This window comes from Claveliimonas bilis (assembly GCF_020892095.1).
Taxonomy (GTDB): Bacteria; Bacillota; Clostridia; order Lachnospirales; family Lachnospiraceae; genus Claveliimonas; species Claveliimonas bilis.
The window spans coordinates 2808789-2825712 of the sequence record NZ_AP024845.1 but is presented as its reverse complement, the minus strand read 5'-3'; the positions used below and the strand labels follow the sequence as shown (position 1 = coordinate 2825712).

Genomic DNA, 16924 nt, shown 5'->3' with positions numbered 1-16924 from the left:
AATATAGGCTTTTTCAATAAGTATAGCGTTGGTGTACAAGGGGCAATGCCATTTATTCTGAAACAATAAAATATTCCTGTGGTTCCTGTTCCGGTGCATCATCCGGAAGTCCGTCAGCTTTTCTCGGACTGTCGGCAATTTTATGCCATTCATACCAGCCTCCGTCATATACATGAATGTCCTCCCAGCCTAATGCATACGCATAAAAATAGGTTTCACTTGCTCTCCAGCCGGTTCCGCAGTGGAAGGACACCTCTTTATCTGGTGTGATTCCCCATAATTCCCAGCGATCTGCGATCATTTCATAGTTGAACATTGTATTGTCAACATTTCTGAAATCTTCCATGCTGTAAGGATCGGATCCTGCATAACCAAAGCGTGCATTGGCAATATCTCCTGCTTCTCCTATATAAGTATAACCGCTTACTTCTCCTGTGTATTCCGGCCAGCTTCTGATAGACGCAACAACAGCGTTTTCATTGTTTACAACTTCCAGCTCTTCATCGTAGTCATAAATAACTTCAGGATTTACAGGTACTTCTGCACCAAATTCCACGTGTTCCGGTTCGTGTTTCTCTGTATCCAGTTCTCTTCCTTCCAATGTCCACAGTGTCTTTCCACCATTCAGAAGTCTGATATCCTCAACACCTGCATATTTCAGGATCAGTCCCATTCTGGCTGATGCTGTAGTCGCTGCTGTTGTACCATAAAGCACTACTGTAGTGTCTTTTTGGATTCCCAGATCTTCCAGTTTCTTCTGTATCTCTTCGTCAGAAGGACGGTTCCAGTATTTTAACTGTTCTTCCATCGGAATTACTTCATAATCTGCAAGAGCACGGGGACCCGGCACATGATTGATCTCATCTGCGTTTACGTTGATAGCTCCCGGTATATGACCATTTGCATATTCATCCTCTTCGCTGGCCAAAGACACTTCTATGATCTGGAAATCACCTCCATCGAAAGTCTCAGGATTTTTACCGTCTGCAAGATCCTGCACCCACTGCGGATACACATACATCTCATAATGTTCCAGACTTTCTGTTGCTTTTCCGCTTTCCACATATGCATTGTATCCGCCGTCCAGAACAGATAAATTTTCAAAACCGATAGCCTGATACTTTTCTGCTGTCTCCTGTGAAACAGTATCATTATCATAGAGAACCGTTTCTTTTGTCACATCCAGACCGCGTCTTTCTAATTCCAGCTGCATGGTCGTTCCGATAGCTGCTTCCTTCTCCAGATCCATATCCAGCCAGCTTTCCGGGAAATCCACAGCATTTTCAATATGTCCGCCAGAACCTTCTTCTGTTGTCCAACCGATATACTGTTCTTCTTCTCTCACATCAATAATCTGCACCTTTTCCGGATCCAGATCATCAACTGTTACTGCTGTTATTTCACCTGTTGCAGGCGTGATTGTTTCTTCACTTTCTTTTTCTGTTTCCTGCTTTCCGCATGCCGCCACACTAATAGCTGTCAGCGCGGTGAGCACTGCAATTAATACCTTCTATTTCATTTGTTTTTCTCCTTTTTTCCATTTTTTCAAATATCATATCCAAAATATACTGAAGTATATAGGCTATGATAATTCCTGTTGCATATATGATCAGTGTATCTGTCCACCCATTTTGAAGATAGAGAAGATAATTACTTTTCATATATTCCAGAAATGTTATATCTCCCAGTATGCTGCTGTTAAAGATATAAAACAGCATATATGAAAGCGGTTTTAAAAGGAAGGTCCCTCCAATTACTGTCAATAAGTATCTCCCCATATGCATACGCTTTTTATGCCATAGAAGACCCAGCAGTCCGGCCTCCACAATCTGAAACAGCAGGACATAAAGAAGTACCCCGCTTCCCATTCCGATATTGTTTAATATAAAACTCGACAGTATTGTATAAACGATACCTGCTGCAGGTCCTAATTCCATTCCAATAAATATTACTGCAACATTATTGGCGTAAACTGCTTTTCCCACTGAAGCCACAATTGGTATAATGGCTGTCAGTGCGGTAATGACCGCGGCAATTATCAGCGACAGTATTCCTTTTATGATGTTCCGTTTTTTCATTTTTCAATAAACCTCTTCATTTTCCCCAAAAATTCATCTGTCAAATAAGCCTCCAGCTTCCGCCAGGTCGATTCATTGACAAGTTCCCTCCCCGGCTGCTGGTATTCCACCCAGGCCATGGCACACCAGGTAATTCCCCTAAGACAGGTAACTGTCATATAGGTGTTTGTCCTCTCCCACAGATCATTTACCGGAAATCTCCCATTCACTTCCTCTATATACTTCTCTACAAATGCCTTCATCTCCATCTCATCAAGGATAACATCCGTCTTCCAGAAGGTAGTGGTAGGCGCAAGAAAATGTCCCAGATCCTGGGCCGGTTCCCCGCAGATCGGTTTTTCCCAGTCGATCAGATAATCCGGGCCTTCTGTTCCATTCATGAGAAAATTGGTGGAATTGAGTTCTGTGTTGATGCAACACTGATAGGAAGCCGCGGCAAGTGCGTCCGCCTGTTTCCAGGCAAGATCAAGCAGCAGACGTATCTTCTGCTTTTTATCCGCATCTGCCAGATTGCTTTCCATATAAGTGCATACCATCTGCTCGCACTCTTCCAATATCGCTCGGACTGGATTTTCAGGCACTATCAGATGGGTGCATTTCGGAAGAGAAACGCTGTGTATATCTGCAAGACATCCCGCTGCCCGAAAAAGTTCTGTGTGATAATCCAGTGCATGTCCCGGCAGATATTCCATAACCATAACCCCATTTGTAAAATCTTTCAGACTTCCATCTACATAGAAAGGACGCGGCGTACGTCCTGATTCTTCCAGAAGCTTCAGCGCATTGTACTCATATTCAATCTGATGAGCAAGGTGCATCTGACTTCCAAAATTAATCCGCAGGACCAGCTTTTGTCCCGTCACCGGGTGTGTAAATAAATAGTTTCTGTTGTATTCTCCCTGTCCCAGCAGACTGTACTCTTCCTGCACATTATCAGGAAGATGAAGCCCTCTTCTGTAGCCTGCTGTTTGGATATAGCTGCTTAGACCCTTTGTCTTTTCGATGTCTTTTTCTGTACTGTTTCCTGTCTGACTTCCCATAATCTTCCTCCCTGTATACAGCGCTACCTTACATCCCGGTACATTTGAGCAATCTTTCCTATATCTTCCTGGTCTCTGTACATTTTCCTTAATCGATTCATTCTCCACATAAGTTTCAATTTCGGAATCGTCCCTTTCGGAAACCTGCGATCTGACGTGTAGATACGCCTGTCTGCCATCCCAAGCTTTACTCCCATCTCTTTTAAAGTAAGAGAAAACTGATAGTCTTCCATGATAGGTATCTCCGGAAATCTCCCTGCTTCAAAAAAGAGGTCTCGATCCAGAAAAATACCCTGATCCCCGAACATGACTTTGCGATCTTTGATCCTGTGATTAGAGATCACCCTGCATGTAAACATGAAGAAATTTCTGGAGTGGAAAGCAATACCGAAACACCCTGCCCTGTAATCTCTCATGACCTTGCGCATTCTCTCCAATGGATGATCCGGCAGCTCACTGTCGCAGTGCAGGAAAAACAGAATATCTCCGGTACTTTGCTCCGCCCCTTTATTCATCTGCCAGGCCCGGCCTTTTTCTGACCGTATCACCTGGAATCTAGGAGAAATTTTCTCCAGTGTATCGTCTGTGCTTCCCCCGTCCACAAATAGAATCTCACACTTTCCAAGAAGAGGCAAAAGCTGTCTTTGCATTTTTTCAATGGTACGGCTCTCATTGTAGATAGGAATGATAATGGAAATCTTACTAATCTTTGCCAGATATCTGCCTGTAAAACTCTCCTTCAAACGAACATCTTCCAGCATCCGCTTTTTATAGCCTCTTAAGTCCTTTGGTGTATCCATATCGGATAACGTGTCTGTAAATCCAACGGAAAATCCGGCCGATTCGATTTTTAACACTGTCTCTTCCAGTACCTTCCCATGTCCGTAAGTATCCAGGGAAAAAACTTCTTTCACAGGCTGTTTCATTCCTGTCAGATAATATCCTCCATCTACGGTTTTTCCAAAGACTACATCTTCTGTTTCAAGTACATCAAACGCTTTTTTAAGAATTTTAACCTCAAGTTCCGGTACATCGGCACCTATGAGAAGGCAGGAATCATATTTCTGATCCAGCACCTCTTTCATAGCTCCATACATCCGCTCTCCAAGATGCTTTCCTGTCTGCGGAATCCATCCCTTTACCTCTCCCAGAATGTTTTTCAGTGTTTTCCACCCTTCTTCCGGCGTATAACTGACAAAGACATCCGCCCCGCCGTTTCGGCACTCCATAACAATATCTTTGAGAAAGCAGGTGTGAAGACGGGCGCACTGAACCGGGGAAAGATGAGGCATCATCCTGGTTTTCGTCTTTCCCGGCTCTGGAACTCTTGTAAAAATAATGACTGCTCTTTTCATTGTTACAGAATCTTCTCCAGTATCTCAATTGTATCTGCTACCACTTGAGGGCAGAAATCAAACAAAAGTCCTTTTCCCATAACTTTTTCCATTTCACCCGGCTTTGATATATCATGTCCGAGAAGTTCTTTGCACATGCAGGAAGGATACTTTTGAGCAAAAAGCCGTTTAAATTCTGCTGTTTTGGCAGTCATCCTGTCCTTTTGCTCCTGATCCCCTTCCCTGCTGTGCCCATAGACCATACCGATGACCATCAAAGCTCCTGTCACTGCCCCGCATGTTTCTCCGCACATCATGCCGCCTCCAAAACAGGCAGACACTTTTCTTGCCTGTTCTTCTGTCAGCTGCATTTTTTCTGCGAATTCTGTTGTCACCACCTGGGAACAGTCAATTCCCTGCATAAAAAGATCTTTAATCTCTTCTTTTGTCATCTTCTTCTCCTTTTTATCCTGTCTGTCTTTTCCTTTATTCTGTAGCGCCGCCGCAGCTGGATCCCTGTCCTGCAGTACATCCGTAACAGTGATTTGCCAGACAGATTTTCCGCTTTTTGAAAGATTTCCCAACCATATTAAAAATTGTCTCCCCCGTCAGGACCGGCAGGTCCGCAGCCTGATTGAAATCACAGTCATATACCTGCCCGTCATAACCTACTGAAATCTGAAAACGGCACATAAGCCCCGGAAGGGTAGCCGCGTTAAATGCGTCAGACAGTTTTTTCATATAACTTTCCAGATTTCCGCTTCGTTTCAGGAAAGCCTCAAAACGCCCCGTCGGGTTATTGGTTATAGTAAAGAGATTGTGAAACACTATTTCATAATCCTGCCACAGTCTGGACTTGTACTCTTTCTCCATGGCACTTTGCACAGGAGGGAAAAAGGCTCCGGCCGGGTTGTAGACCATATTAAGCACCAGATCGTTCTCTTTCCCGTATCCCAGCTCATTCAGCTCCCGGATCATTTCAATGGCTGTCTCAAATGTTCCCTCTCCTCTGACACGATTCATTTCTTTTGCGCGGTAGTAGGGAAGCGAACAGACAATCTCCACCTTGTGATCTGCATAAAATTTCGGCAGATGCCTGTATTTCTCTTCCTTTAATATAACAAGGTTCGTCCGTACAATTACATGGCTGCATATTTTGCATGCCTCATCTACCAGCCATTCAAAATTCGGATTCATCTCCGGCGCACCGCCGGTAATATCGATTGTTTCTACCTTCTGCTCTTTGCATACTTTAAGACAGGCTTCCATCACTTTCCGGTCCATAACCTCTGTCCTTGCAGGCCCTGCTTCCACATGGCAGTGCTTGCAGGCAAGATTGCAGAGCTTTCCCACATTAATCTGCATCACTTCCAGCCTGTCAGTCGTATACCTGTACTCTTCTTCCGTGATCCTCTCTTCAAAATCCGGAATATTGGTCAAATTCTTTAAATCTTCCAATGCCTGATTCATACCCTTACAGCTCCAGTTTCTTTACAATATTTTTCATCTGTACTCCATGTACCAAAGTGGCCCCTCCTCGGATTGCAGCAGCCACATGTACGGCTTCTGTCATCTGCTCCTCACTGACTCCTTTATTGAGGCAGTCATTTGTGTAGGAGTCAATGCAGTAAGGACACTGCACTGCATGAGCAACCGCAAGAGCGATCAAGGATTTCTCCCTGGCTGTCAAAGCTCCTTCTTCAAATACAGCTCCATAGTAATCAAAAAATTTCTCTGCCAGCTGTGGCGCTTCCTCGCCGATAGTCCCAAATTTCGCAAGATCTTCCGGGTTATAATAAGTTTCCATTATTCATTTCCTCCTTTTGTCTTTTTCTGTCTGTCCATGTATATCTTCCTTAGCATTACAATAAGAGCTGATAAGGCAAACAATATCAATAGTCCTGTCATCAGAAGCTGTGCTCCTCCTGTCAGCATTCCTCCCACATAAGAATACACAATAGTGGCCGGCAGCTGTCCGATGCCTGTAGCAATAAAAAATGATTTAAAAGACATAGAAGTAAGTCCCGCAGCATAGCTGACAATGTCAAAGGACACAAAAGGCAGAAGACGGCAGATCAGAATCGTATTCCTTCCGTATTTTTCAAAAAAGGTATCGATCTGCGCGATCCCTGCCTTGCTGGTCAGCTTTTCTGCAACATCCCTCCCCAATATACGGGCAATAAAGAAACACACAGCTGCCCCTGCCATAGCGCTGCTCCAGGAAAGGGCAGCCCCCTGCCACCATCCAAAAAGATTGGCATTTGCCAAAGTAAGCAGGAAAGCCGGAAGCGGCGCCGCCACAGACTGGAAGATCATAAGGAGGAAGGACACCAACGCTGCATAGCCACCATAGGATGCCACAAACTCTCTTACTACATCAAAATCTCCACTGGCAAACATGCTGAATACCTTATTCATACCGCTTTTTACCGGCGGCACAAAAAAATAAACCGCCGCACATACAAGAATGATCCCCAGTATGATTCCTTTTTTTACCCAGTTTTTCTGTTTCATCTTTTTTTCTTCCTCCAGTACCTCGACTTTACTCTGTTTAAAAGAGATTTCTTCACATCGGCTGTCTCCTCTCTTCCCAGTATTTTCAAAAGCAGATGTTCTGCTTTATATCCTTTTCTTGTGAAAGCCCCGCTGCAGGATGCACAATAAGTATATACTGTCTGTCTCCTGTCAAGATCCTCCGTTATTTCTGCCGCAAGCTTTGGTTCTTTCACACTCGCACATCCTCCCAGACCACAGCACTGAACCTTTTCCTCCAGGCACGGTTCACCTTCCAAAAATACAGACATTTTTTCAAGAAGCTCTTTTCCTTTACGGTCCGGACATGGCGGAAAAATCCGGATCTCACCGGGAATTTTTCTGCCCAGCCCCAGCTCCAGCAGTTTACTGTAAATATCTGTCACCCTGGCATGAAGACGCCCTTTCAGAAAATGATAACAGTTGGGGCAGACCATAACTACTTCTTCCGCTCCAAGCTGATCCAGACGTTTATTCATATCTGCCAGAATTCTTTTTTCCTCTTTCTCTAACCCCAACTCTGATACCGGCTTTCCGCAGCAATCAAAAACAATTCCTATATCTGCCTCTTTTTTCAGTAATTCAGCCAGATATTTTGTTGTCTCCGGGTAAAAGGACGGGAAGTTACATCCGGGAAACAGCACGCTTTTCCCACCGGCATTTTTATAATTCCGAAAACGGTAATTCCTCTTTTCCCAAAGCAGCATACCATATCCTTTTTCCGCCGGTTTTTCCCCATTTTCTGTTGCTGCCTGCCTTCTCATCTCCAGAATGATCTTCCTTCCATCAATTCCTTTAGGGCATACCCTGGTACATTTTCCGCACAAGAAGCAGTGCATGGAAAGCTTTTTTAACTTTTCGGTATCACCGATATCTATTTTATATTTTGAAAGAAACATACAGTTCTTTTGGCACAGGTGGCAGTGAATACATGCCTCCCCGGGATATCTGCTTTCCATCTTATTCCTCCACATTTTCTATATAGCGTTTCTTCAAAAACACTCCTGCCAGGATCACCACTACCGCTATTATTACAGCAATTCCAATGTACATTATTCTGTTTTTTGCATCTGCAAGTCCGGCAGTTCCGATTGTGTACATAGCCGTCCCCGGAATCATAAATACAAAAGAACCTACTGTATAAGCAACAAATCCGATATCTGTTACACCATAGGCAAAATTCTGCAGATTATAGGGAAACACCGGCACAAGCCTTGTGATCATAAGAACGAAAAGCTGATTTTTCCCCGATTCATCAAACAGCCATTTTTTCAGATATTGGTTTTTCATGGCTGCAGGCCTTATACTGTCCCTTAAAAAAAATCTTCCTGCAAGAAATGCCAGGACGGCACCTGCTGTGGCAGATATCGTACATAATATTGTTCCCAATACAGGACCGAACAAAAGCCCTGCCAAAATGGCAAAAGTAACGCCCGGCAGTGCCAGAACAACACTTCCTACAATCGTTACCAGCATATAGATTGCAATGGCTCCCGCCAGATTATCCTGTATCATTGCTTTCAAAAATGTCAGATTATCGGTGTCTCCAAGATAAGAGGACCATTTAAATATGTGATTGAGTATCAGGATCAGAATCACAAGGCTAATGAAAAGCCAAAGTTTCTTATTTTTCACTTTACTTTCCCTCTTCTCCTCTTTTTGCCATCAACACTGCGATGCCTGTTTTAACGATCTGAATTACAGCCGCCAAAAGAAAGAGAATACTGATAAAATAATAATCTGCCATAGTGTCAGTAGAGTTTATAAGTGTATATCCCCCGTACAGCGCAGTCAGAGCAATCATACAAATATTCATAACCATTGTAAGCCGGGAAACTTCCTTTCTTTTCTTCAGAAAGAGAAGGAAAATAAGCACCGTTAATACTGCAGCTATTAGTAAGGATACTGTTTTCAAAGTACCTACAGGATAATCCCGCTCCCATGTCATATTCTTATAATTCAGATACCGAACCATTCCCAGTTTCCGTTCTGCAAAATAGTGTATAATACCGGCGCCGGTCAGAGCAGCAATCTCCAGAATAAGCGCCAAAATATATGCTATTTTTTTCATAATTTCCTCCATATTCTTTTCTTGGCATATTACATAGATCTCCCAGAGGATTTTCGCGTAGGAGTAAACACAGATGGCATTTCTATATGGTAGAATAAAAATGCTGCCGCTTTACTTGCCGGCAGCATTTTGTTATTAATCATATCTATTTGGCAGCTTTGCCTGTCGGAAGCTCTCCTACAGTTGTGTGCTCACAGTCATCACTTGCAGGATCGCCTACCTGTACCGGATAATCATCATGCATCAGCCATTCATACCATCCGCCATCATATACCGAAATATTTTCATAACCGTTCTCATAAAGAACAAGGAAAGGAACACATGCTCTCCATCCTGTACCACAGTAGAAAGAAAGTTCATTATCTAAAGTAAAATCCGCATCAGCCCATACATCTTTTTTTACTTCCTCCAAGCTTTTTACTGTACCGTCATCGTTTTTATATGCATCACTGTCTTTCCCCCATACGGCGCCTTCTGGTTCTCCCGCCTTATCCATATAGTTATATCCGCTTGTTTCTCCAAGCCATTCTTCTTCGCTCCGAATACTGACAAGCTTAAAATTATCATCTGTTTCCAACTTTTCTTTTGCAGTTTCAATACTTACCCAATATTCCGGGTGTACGGGAGCTTCTGTTCCAAAATCTTCAACCGGCTCGCCCTCGTTTGCTTCTGTCTCTGTGTCATATCCTGCACTCTTCCAAGCATCAATGCCGCCATTAATAATCTTGACATCCTCAACACCTGCCCATATATATCCGTAAGCCTGTCTTTCCGGACAGCCCGAACCATAAAGTACTACTTTTGTATCTTTAGTAATACCATGACTCAAGAGATTATCTACTACTTCATCTGCTGACAAGAGATTATATTTTCCTTCCTCACTTCCTGTGGCATCCTCAACTTCACAAAGATCCACATATATGGCTCCCGGAATATGACCTTCCTGATATGACGTACTGTCTGCCACATCGCCATATCCTACCTCCGCAATCAGAATGTCCTCGTATCCTTCCTGCTCGCCATTTAATGCGCTGTTTACCCACTGTGGGGTTACGTAGACAGTTTTTGTCTCCACTGCCTCTACAGGTTCACTTTCTGCGCTCTCATCTGTTGTCTCATCCGTAGACTCCTGGGTAGTCTCCTCCTCTGTGGATGTGTTAGAGCCGCAGCCTGCCAGTACGGAAGCTGTCATAGCCATACATAAAAATGCAGCTAATACTCTTTTTTTCATAATACCTTTCAAACCTCCTTGAGACTAATATATCCTCGTTTATTATAGCTATACAGCTCGTCTTCGTCCAATAGATAAGAACAATATATAGTTGTGTATATAGATTTCATCTATATGTTGTGATATTTTCAAAAAATCCCACCCTTATTCTCAATTTTGGACACCATTTACTGCAATTTGGGACGTAACACTTTTAAAAAGCAATGTCATTAAGTTTAGAAAATGAGTCCTCAAAAGAAAGACAGTGTTGATATCCAAATCTACGCTGTCATTCTTTTATGCAGACCGATAAAGCAGACCGCTGTCTGCTTCAAATTCCTGTTCCGTATTTTCCCCTTTTATGCTATCCTATAAGTGAAATAGATCACTGCTTTTGGGGAAGGTGTTCTGGGAAAACTTCTTTCCCTTCTTATTGGGACTTTATATTTAAGCAGTAATATTTCAACATCTGGCGGCGCTGTCCCATTTGGACAGCGCCATGATTTTAAGCAGATATCTACTGCTGTACTCAGGCTGATCTGATAATCATATTTCCAAGATGTTTTTTGGGGAAGCGAGATGTGAAACAGGATGCTTTTACAATAATTGAACATGATGACTTTTGCATACAGTTCCTGCAGGACATACTCTATTCTTTTTGAATGAAGCGCACTGGCCCCAAGATTATATTTTAGCTGGGAAAATGCTGTCTCTATCATCCAACGCATACGGTAGAGTTCCTGGAGCATTCCAACGGGCATTTCTTCTTTGGACAGATTCGTAAAAAGGATCTCGGAAAGATCTTCGTTTACTTTCAACTTTATCACTCGTAGTTTCATCGGATATTCCGTTTGCTCTTCCGTAAAAAAGTCAAACTTTGCACCGGATCGGATCCGTTTGTAGAGTTCCGGCTGTTCTTTGGTGCCACGGCAGTGTTTTTTACAGATGACGACAGGACATTCCACATCGAATTGTTCCTGATCGGGAATGGCTAAACTGGAAAGGATCCCCCTGTCTCCCTGCCGTCCCCGGATCACAAAATTCCATCCTTTTTCCAAGATATGTGCAAAGGTATTATAACTTTCATATCCCCGGTCGGCAGTAAGGATGACTTTGCTGGAAATTTCCGTTTGTGCCAGCATGGTAATAAGGGCGGAGTGTTCATCTTTTTCATGGACAGGCTGAAACAGGACCTGATCAAAAATACCGCTGTTTAGATGGTATAAAGCGTTTAGATGGATTGCGTTTTTCCCTTTTTGTGTGTTAGGGATCTTTCGATGGCAGAGAGGTTCTTTTTTATTTTCCGGGAAGGAGAGCTCTGAACCGTCAGCAGCAAGAAGATGATAGCCATGGAAGTTGGAATGTTTGGGGAGAGAGGCCGTAAAAACAGAAAAGAGGACTTTCATAGTATTGGGCTTGAGTTTGCCGCGCTGTTGCAGCATGGCGGAAGAGGTAGGAAGATCCGGGCGATAGGAGAAAAAGTCCAAAAGTTCCTTATCCAAAGACTTAGCGCCTAAAGAAAGAAGGAAACGTAAGGTATCAAAAAAGGAAATTTTTCTGGAACGGGAAAAATCTTTTCCGGGACGTTTTACATAAGAATCAGAACTACGGGACATTTTTTTCATAATGTGTATTAATTTTTGTTTTGTGATAAGGGAATAATCAGCCATTTGAAACCTCCAAAAAAGTATATATTCAAATGGCTTCGCCACAAATTTTGTATGATTTGTCAAGTGTTTTCATCAAAAAAGCATGGAATATTTCTTGTTCCATGCTTTTCGAATCTTAATTTCTAAACTTAATGACATTGAACTTTAAAAGTGTTACGTCCCAAATTGCACAAAAAAAGATGGCACTTAATCGTGCCACCTTCACTTTTGCACATATTAATTATACTTACGTTTTCTAGCTGCTTCAGATTTCTTTTTACGTCTTACGCTTGGTTTCTCGTAATGTTCTCTTTTACGAATCTCCTGCTGAATACCAGCTTTCGCGCAGTTTCTTTTAAATCTGCGTAAAGCACTATCTAACGTCTCGTTTTCTTTAACGATTACATTTGACATAGTCTCACACCTAACCTCCCCTCCAGCCCTATATTGTGCATCATACGACTGTTCGGGTATATTTATTGCACTACATAAGATTATAGCACATTTTTCCTGTACGTCAATGGTTTTTTATCGCTTTTTTTCCTGCAGCACCGCTCTTTTCCTGACATTCCTGTACACCGGAATGCCAATAAGCGTCACAAGTATGCTTCCGGCAGACAGTAGTGTAGACTGTATTCCTGCAAGGAAAATCTGATTTATGATTACATAAATGCCGCTTACGATCGCAATAATAGGAACCACCGGATAAAGAGGAACTTTATATGTGCGGACAGCGTCCGGCCAGTCCCGGCGAAGTTTCATAACACCAATAAATGTCAAAGTATAGAACATCCAGCTTGATATGACCGCCAAGTCTGTCAGGAGATTAAATCTTCCGCTGACTGCATATATGCAGCCGATTCCTCCTACAAGGATAATGGAGTTGACCGGTACCTGCGCTTTATTAAGAACAGCCAGTGTGTCTGAAAACGGAAGGCTCTTTGTTGCTGCCAAGGAATATGCCACTCTGGATCCGGAAAGTACAAATCCGTTGCAGGCTCCAAATACAGAAATCATAATTCCTACTGCCACCAGCTTTCCGCCCATCTCTCCAAACAATTCAAGCGCCACCGCCGAAGCCGGAGCTGAAAGAGACGCCAGCTGATCTGCCGGAAGTACCCAGAGATAAGCGATATTGATTACAAAATAAACTGCCATGATCACAGATACGCCACCTACAATTGCAATAGGAAGATCTCTTCCCGGCTTTTTCATTTCTCCTGCAATAGCCCCTACATTTGTCCATCCTTCAAATGCAAAAAGAATTGCAACCATCAGCTGCCCCAGCACAACTGCCGGATTCAGTCCCTCTCCCACCATTGGAGTAAAGATTGCATTTCCGCCGCCGCCTTTCAGGAAACCAAATACCATAAGAAGAAGCAGAGGAATTAATTTACATACAGTAAAAATAACCTGCACGCCGCCACCCACGCTGGAACCGAGGCTGTTAAGAAAAATAATAAGAATGATCACACCCACAGCAATGGGGATCATAAAGCTCTCACCCACAAACAACGCCGCCTGCTGGGCAAAAGCCACTGCCAGCGCGGAAATCATAGCCGGATAAAACACCAGTGTCTGTATCCATCCTGCAAGAAAGCCAACAATCGGACTATAAATCTCTTCCAGATAGGCCACCATCCCTCCGGTCTTTGGTATCATGATCGCAACTTCTGCAAAGGTAAGAGCCGCTGCAATACTGGCAAGTCCTGTGATCACCCATGCCAGTATTCCCAGCCCCGGTGCACCTCCAGTCACCGTATAGATTGCCTGTGGCTTAAAAAACACGCCGGAGCCGATCACACAACCTACTACTGTGGCCATCGCGGTAGCCACTCCAAGATTTTTTTTCAATCCTTTGTTCTCATTCATTTTTCTCATCTCCTTTTCTTTTGAAATCACCAATTCTTCTTCCGGCGTGCTCCGCGCCGAAATGAACCTTAAAAATGCGTACAAAAAATACAGGGCATCAAAAAGGAACACCCTGTATCTCTGTTTCTTTTACCTGAAAGCATTACCCCGTCGGTGCCTGCACCTGACAACTGCAAGGAATCGGCGCTGGTCTTTCCAGAGTTCCATCAGCAGCAGGTACAGTACCTGAAAGTTTCTCTCAAGCCCCGGGCAGAGCTTCGAAATTGCTTCGTCGGTTTTCCGCCTGCACAGCGGAAATCTCCCTTACTGCTTCATCTGGTCTGATCTCTTTTGTGTGTCCAGTATAAAGGATGAAACTCTATTCGTCAACCATTGTTATTTTCTTACCACTTATTGATGCTTTTATCGATTTAAGAAATCTGCTCTGCCAGCACTTCCTCTGCCTTTTCCAGCGCTTCTGCAATACCGTCCGGATTTTTTCCTCCGGCCTGAGCCATATTCGGACGTCCGCCTCCGCCTCCGCCTACAAAGGAAGCGATGGCCTTAATGAGATTTCCTGCATGAGCACCTGCTTTTACAGCGCCTTCTGTGGCAGTAGCCATAAGATTAACTTTGCCGTCAATCTGAGAAGCGATCACCACAACTCCCTCTCCCAGCTTTTCTTTCATCTGATCCCCAAGATCACGAAGTCCGTTCATATCCACTCCGTCTGTACGCACAGCCAGAAGTTTCATGCCTGCCACTTCCTTCACCTGATCTGTCACATCTCCCATGGACTCTTGAGCCAGCTTGCTCTTCAGACTTTCTACTTCGCTGTGAAGTTCCTTATTTTCTGCAAGAAGATGGGAAATCTTTTCTGCAAGATGATCCGGAGACGCCTTTACAAGTTTGGCAGCCTGCTCCAGTTTTTCTTCCATTTCATCGTAATATTTCAGCAATCCCTTTGAGGTCAGTGCTTCTATCCTCCGTACTCCGGCAGCAACTCCGGTCTCGGAAATGATCTTAAATGCTGTGATCACTCCAGTATTGTCCACATGTGTTCCGCCGCAGAACTCTTTGGAAAATTCTCCCATGCTGACAACCCGGACAATATCACCGTACTTCTCTCCAAAAAGAGCAGCAGCACCTGTCTTTTTTGCTTCTTCGATAGGCATATTTTCTGCTTTTACCGGCAGAGCGTTCATGATCTGCTCGTTAACAATCCGCTCTACTTCTTTGATCTCTTCTTTTGTAAGGGCGGAAAAATGCGTAAAGTCAAAGCGCAGTCTGTTCTCATTGACAGAAGATCCCGCCTGCTCCACATGGGTGCCAAGTACCGTCCGCAGTGCCTGCTGCAATAAATGTGTAGCACTGTGATTCCGTGCGGAAAGCGCTCTTTTCTCCTGATCGATTTCCAAAGAAACATGGTCGCCTACCTTCAGCATGCCGCTTACAACATGTCCTACATGACCGATCTTACCGCCCAGAAGCTTAATTGTATCTTCCACCTCAAACACGCCGTCCTTGGTACGGATAAATCCTCTGTCCGCTTCCTGTCCGCCGCTTGTGGCATAGAACGGTGTCTCTTTCACGAAAACAGTTCCCTTCTCCCCATCGGAAAGGGCATCCACAATCGCATCATCTGTTGTCAGAACAATAATATCAGATTCCCAGGAAAGGTGCTCATAGCCGACAAAGGTTGATGTGACAGACGGATCAATAGACTCATAGATTGTCACATCAGCTCCCATGTAGTTTGTCTCTCCGAAGGTTCCCTTAGCAGTCTCTCTTTGCTCTTCCATAGCTTTTTCAAAGCCTTCCTCGTCGATCTTCATTCCCTTTTCTTCCAGGATTTCTCTTGTCAGATCAACCGGGAAGCCGTAAGTGTCATACAGCCGGAAAGCCTCTGTACCGGAAAGTACCTTTGTATGCTCCTTCTCCATCTTCTCTTCCAGTCCTTCCAAAATGGAAAGTCCCTGATCAATAGTCCTGTTAAACTGTTCTTCTTCTTTTGTAATAACCTTAAAGATAAAATCCTTTTTCTCTTCCAGTTCCGGATATCCGTCCTTGGATCCATCGATCACTGTCTGCGCAAGCTGAACCAGAAATTCTCCCTCTATGCCAAGAAGGCGTCCATGGCGGCAGGCTCGACGCAGCAGACGGCGAAGAACATAGCCTCTTCCACTGTTGGAAGGAAGGATCCCATCGGAAATCATAAATGTGACAGAACGGATATGATCTGTGATCACACGTACTGATACATCGGTTTTATATTCCTTCCCGTATTCCTTTCCTGCAATCCTGCAGACATGCTCCCGAAGGTCACGGATCGTATCCACATCAAACATGGAATCCACATCCTGTACCACACACGCCAGACGTTCCAGTCCCATTCCCGTATCAATATTTTTCTGTTCCAATTCTGTATAATGATTATGTCCGTCATTATCAAACTGGGTAAACACATTATTCCAAATTTCCATATAACGGTCACAGTCGCAGCCTACTGTACAGTCAGGCTTTCCGCATCCATATTCCTCTCCGCGGTCATAGTAAACTTCCGAGCAGGGACCGCAGGGACCAGACCCATGTTCCCAGAAGTTATCTTCTTTCCCGAAACGGAAAATCCGATCTGCCGGAATACCAATCTGCTTATTCCAGATCTCCCATGCTTCGTCGTCTTCCAGATAAACAGACGGATAAAGCCGATCCGGATCAAGTCCTACTACCTCTGTTAAAAATTCCCATGTCCAGGCAATGGATTCTTTTTTAAAATAATCGCCAAAAGAAAAATTCCCAAGCATCTCAAAAAATGTACCGTGGCGTGCTGTTTTTCCCACATTTTCAATATCTCCTGTCCGGATGCATTTCTGACAGGTTGTCACGCGTTTTCTCGGCGGGATTTCCTGACCTGTAAAATATGGTTTTAATGGCGCCATTCCCGAATTAATAAGTAAAAGACTTTTATCGTTGTGAGGCACCAGTGAAAAACTTTTCATGGCAAGATGATCCTTACTCTCAAAAAACTCAAGGAACATTCTTCTTAGTTCATTTACACCGTATTTCTGCATAATTTCCTCCTAAATTTTTCAACTATTTCCTAATTATAAAGAGAACCCTGACGTTTGTCAACGTCAGGGTTTCATTCCCTTGGCATTC

General features: G+C 43.7%; 16 protein-coding genes and 1 riboswitch. All 16 genes read right to left on the bottom strand.

Annotation, left to right across the window (positions count from 1 at the left end):
- Positions 1–52 precede the first annotated feature (52 nt).
- The 16 genes from EUBC25_RS13625 to alaS all read right to left on the bottom strand — a co-directional run bounded on the left by EUBC25_RS13625 (position 53) and on the right by alaS (position 16836).
- On the bottom strand, positions 53–1495 hold the full coding sequence (locus tag EUBC25_RS13625; protein WP_230106024.1) for a rhodanese-like domain-containing protein: 1443 nt from the start codon (positions 1493–1495) through the stop codon (positions 53–55).
- Positions 1470–2078, bottom strand: a complete 609-nt coding sequence (locus tag EUBC25_RS13620) for a hypothetical protein (RefSeq protein WP_230106023.1) — start codon at positions 2076–2078, stop codon at positions 1470–1472. The genes EUBC25_RS13625 and EUBC25_RS13620 overlap by 26 nt, the downstream gene beginning before the upstream one ends.
- Positions 2075–3082, bottom strand: coding sequence for a phosphotransferase family protein (locus EUBC25_RS13615; protein ID WP_230107612.1), 1008 nt, complete (start codon positions 3080–3082; stop codon positions 2075–2077). Before EUBC25_RS13615 ends, EUBC25_RS13620 begins: the two co-directional genes overlap by 4 nt.
- A 59-nt stretch (positions 3083–3141) precedes the next feature.
- Positions 3142–4473 (bottom strand): TIGR04283 family arsenosugar biosynthesis glycosyltransferase, encoded by a 1332-nt coding sequence (locus EUBC25_RS13610; RefSeq protein WP_230106022.1) that lies wholly within the window; start codon positions 4471–4473, stop codon positions 3142–3144.
- 2 nt (positions 4474–4475) lie between these two features.
- Positions 4476–4904 (bottom strand): C-GCAxxG-C-C family protein, encoded by a 429-nt coding sequence (locus EUBC25_RS13605; protein ID WP_230106021.1) that lies wholly within the window; start codon positions 4902–4904, stop codon positions 4476–4478.
- A gap of 34 nt (positions 4905–4938) precedes the next feature.
- Positions 4939–5922: an arsenosugar biosynthesis radical SAM (seleno)protein ArsS gene (gene arsS / locus EUBC25_RS13600; protein ID WP_230106020.1), complete on the bottom strand. Its 984-nt coding sequence runs from the start codon at positions 5920–5922 to the stop codon at positions 4939–4941.
- 4 nt (positions 5923–5926) lie between these two features.
- On the bottom strand, positions 5927–6259 hold the full coding sequence (locus tag EUBC25_RS13595; protein WP_230106019.1) for an arsenosugar biosynthesis-associated peroxidase-like protein: 333 nt from the start codon (positions 6257–6259) through the stop codon (positions 5927–5929).
- A complete protein-coding gene (locus tag EUBC25_RS13590; RefSeq protein ID WP_230106018.1) occupies positions 6259–6966 on the bottom strand; it encodes a TVP38/TMEM64 family protein in 708 nt (235 codons plus the stop codon). The genes EUBC25_RS13595 and EUBC25_RS13590 overlap by 1 nt, the downstream gene beginning before the upstream one ends.
- Positions 6963–7943, bottom strand: coding sequence for a (Fe-S)-binding protein (locus tag EUBC25_RS13585; RefSeq protein ID WP_230106017.1), 981 nt, complete (start codon positions 7941–7943; stop codon positions 6963–6965). Before EUBC25_RS13585 ends, EUBC25_RS13590 begins: the two co-directional genes overlap by 4 nt.
- A gap of 1 nt (position 7944) precedes the next feature.
- The gene (locus tag EUBC25_RS13580; protein WP_230106016.1) at positions 7945–8619 is read right to left on the bottom strand and encodes a TVP38/TMEM64 family protein; all 675 of its coding nucleotides are present in this window, start codon (positions 8617–8619) and stop codon (positions 7945–7947) included.
- Position 8620: 1 nt separating this feature from the next.
- Entirely contained in the window at positions 8621–9055 is a 435-nt protein-coding gene (locus EUBC25_RS13575) for a hypothetical protein (protein WP_230106015.1), read from the bottom strand.
- A 145-nt stretch (positions 9056–9200) separates the two neighbouring features.
- On the bottom strand, positions 9201–10286 hold the full coding sequence (locus EUBC25_RS13570; protein ID WP_230106014.1) for a sulfurtransferase: 1086 nt from the start codon (positions 10284–10286) through the stop codon (positions 9201–9203).
- Positions 10287–10624: 338 nt separating this feature from the next.
- Positions 10625–11935, bottom strand: a complete 1311-nt coding sequence (locus EUBC25_RS13565; RefSeq protein ID WP_230106013.1) for an IS4 family transposase — start codon at positions 11933–11935, stop codon at positions 10625–10627.
- A 216-nt stretch (positions 11936–12151) separates the two neighbouring features.
- Entirely contained in the window at positions 12152–12328 is a 177-nt protein-coding gene (rpsU, locus tag EUBC25_RS13560) for a 30S ribosomal protein S21 (protein ID WP_004054229.1), read from the bottom strand.
- Between the two features lie 114 nt (positions 12329–12442).
- Positions 12443–13786 carry an APC family permease gene (locus tag EUBC25_RS13555; RefSeq protein WP_230106012.1) on the bottom strand — a complete coding sequence of 448 codons (1344 nt, stop codon included), beginning with the start codon at positions 13784–13786 and terminating at the stop codon, positions 12443–12445.
- A gap of 110 nt (positions 13787–13896) precedes the next feature.
- Positions 13897–13995: riboswitch (glycine riboswitch) on the bottom strand.
- A 201-nt stretch (positions 13996–14196) separates the two neighbouring features.
- A complete protein-coding gene (alaS, locus tag EUBC25_RS13550) occupies positions 14197–16836 on the bottom strand; it encodes an alanine--tRNA ligase (protein WP_230106011.1) in 2640 nt (879 codons plus the stop codon).
- Positions 16837–16924 lie beyond the last annotated feature (88 nt).

Bases quoted from the DNA above. Each gene is read 5' to 3' on its own strand.
- EUBC25_RS13620 (WP_230106023.1), bottom strand. From the start codon at position 2,078: ATGAAAAAACGGAACATCATAAAAGGAATACTGTCGCTGATAATTGCC.
- arsS (WP_230106020.1), bottom strand. From the start codon at position 5,922: ATGAATCAGGCATTGGAAGATTTAAAGAATTTGACCAATATTCCGGAT.
- EUBC25_RS13585 (WP_230106017.1), bottom strand. From the start codon at position 7,943: ATGGAAAGCAGATATCCCGGGGAGGCATGTATTCACTGCCACCTGTGC.
- EUBC25_RS13605 (WP_230106021.1), bottom strand. From the start codon at position 4,904: ATGACAAAAGAAGAGATTAAAGATCTTTTTATGCAGGGAATTGACTGT.
- EUBC25_RS13595 (WP_230106019.1), bottom strand. From the start codon at position 6,259: ATGGAAACTTATTATAACCCGGAAGATCTTGCGAAATTTGGGACTATC.
- EUBC25_RS13590 (WP_230106018.1), bottom strand. From the start codon at position 6,966: ATGAAACAGAAAAACTGGGTAAAAAAAGGAATCATACTGGGGATCATT.
- EUBC25_RS13610 (WP_230106022.1), bottom strand. From the start codon at position 4,473: ATGAAAAGAGCAGTCATTATTTTTACAAGAGTTCCAGAGCCGGGAAAG.
- EUBC25_RS13565 (WP_230106013.1), bottom strand. From the start codon at position 11,935: ATGGCTGATTATTCCCTTATCACAAAACAAAAATTAATACACATTATG.
- EUBC25_RS13555 (WP_230106012.1), bottom strand. From the start codon at position 13,786: ATGAATGAGAACAAAGGATTGAAAAAAAATCTTGGAGTGGCTACCGCG.
- EUBC25_RS13570 (WP_230106014.1), bottom strand. From the start codon at position 10,286: ATGAAAAAAAGAGTATTAGCTGCATTTTTATGTATGGCTATGACAGCT.
- alaS (WP_230106011.1), bottom strand. From the start codon at position 16,836: ATGCAGAAATACGGTGTAAATGAACTAAGAAGAATGTTCCTTGAGTTT.
- EUBC25_RS13575 (WP_230106015.1), bottom strand. From the start codon at position 9,055: ATGAAAAAAATAGCATATATTTTGGCGCTTATTCTGGAGATTGCTGCT.
- rpsU (WP_004054229.1), bottom strand. From the start codon at position 12,328: ATGTCAAATGTAATCGTTAAAGAAAACGAGACGTTAGATAGTGCTTTA.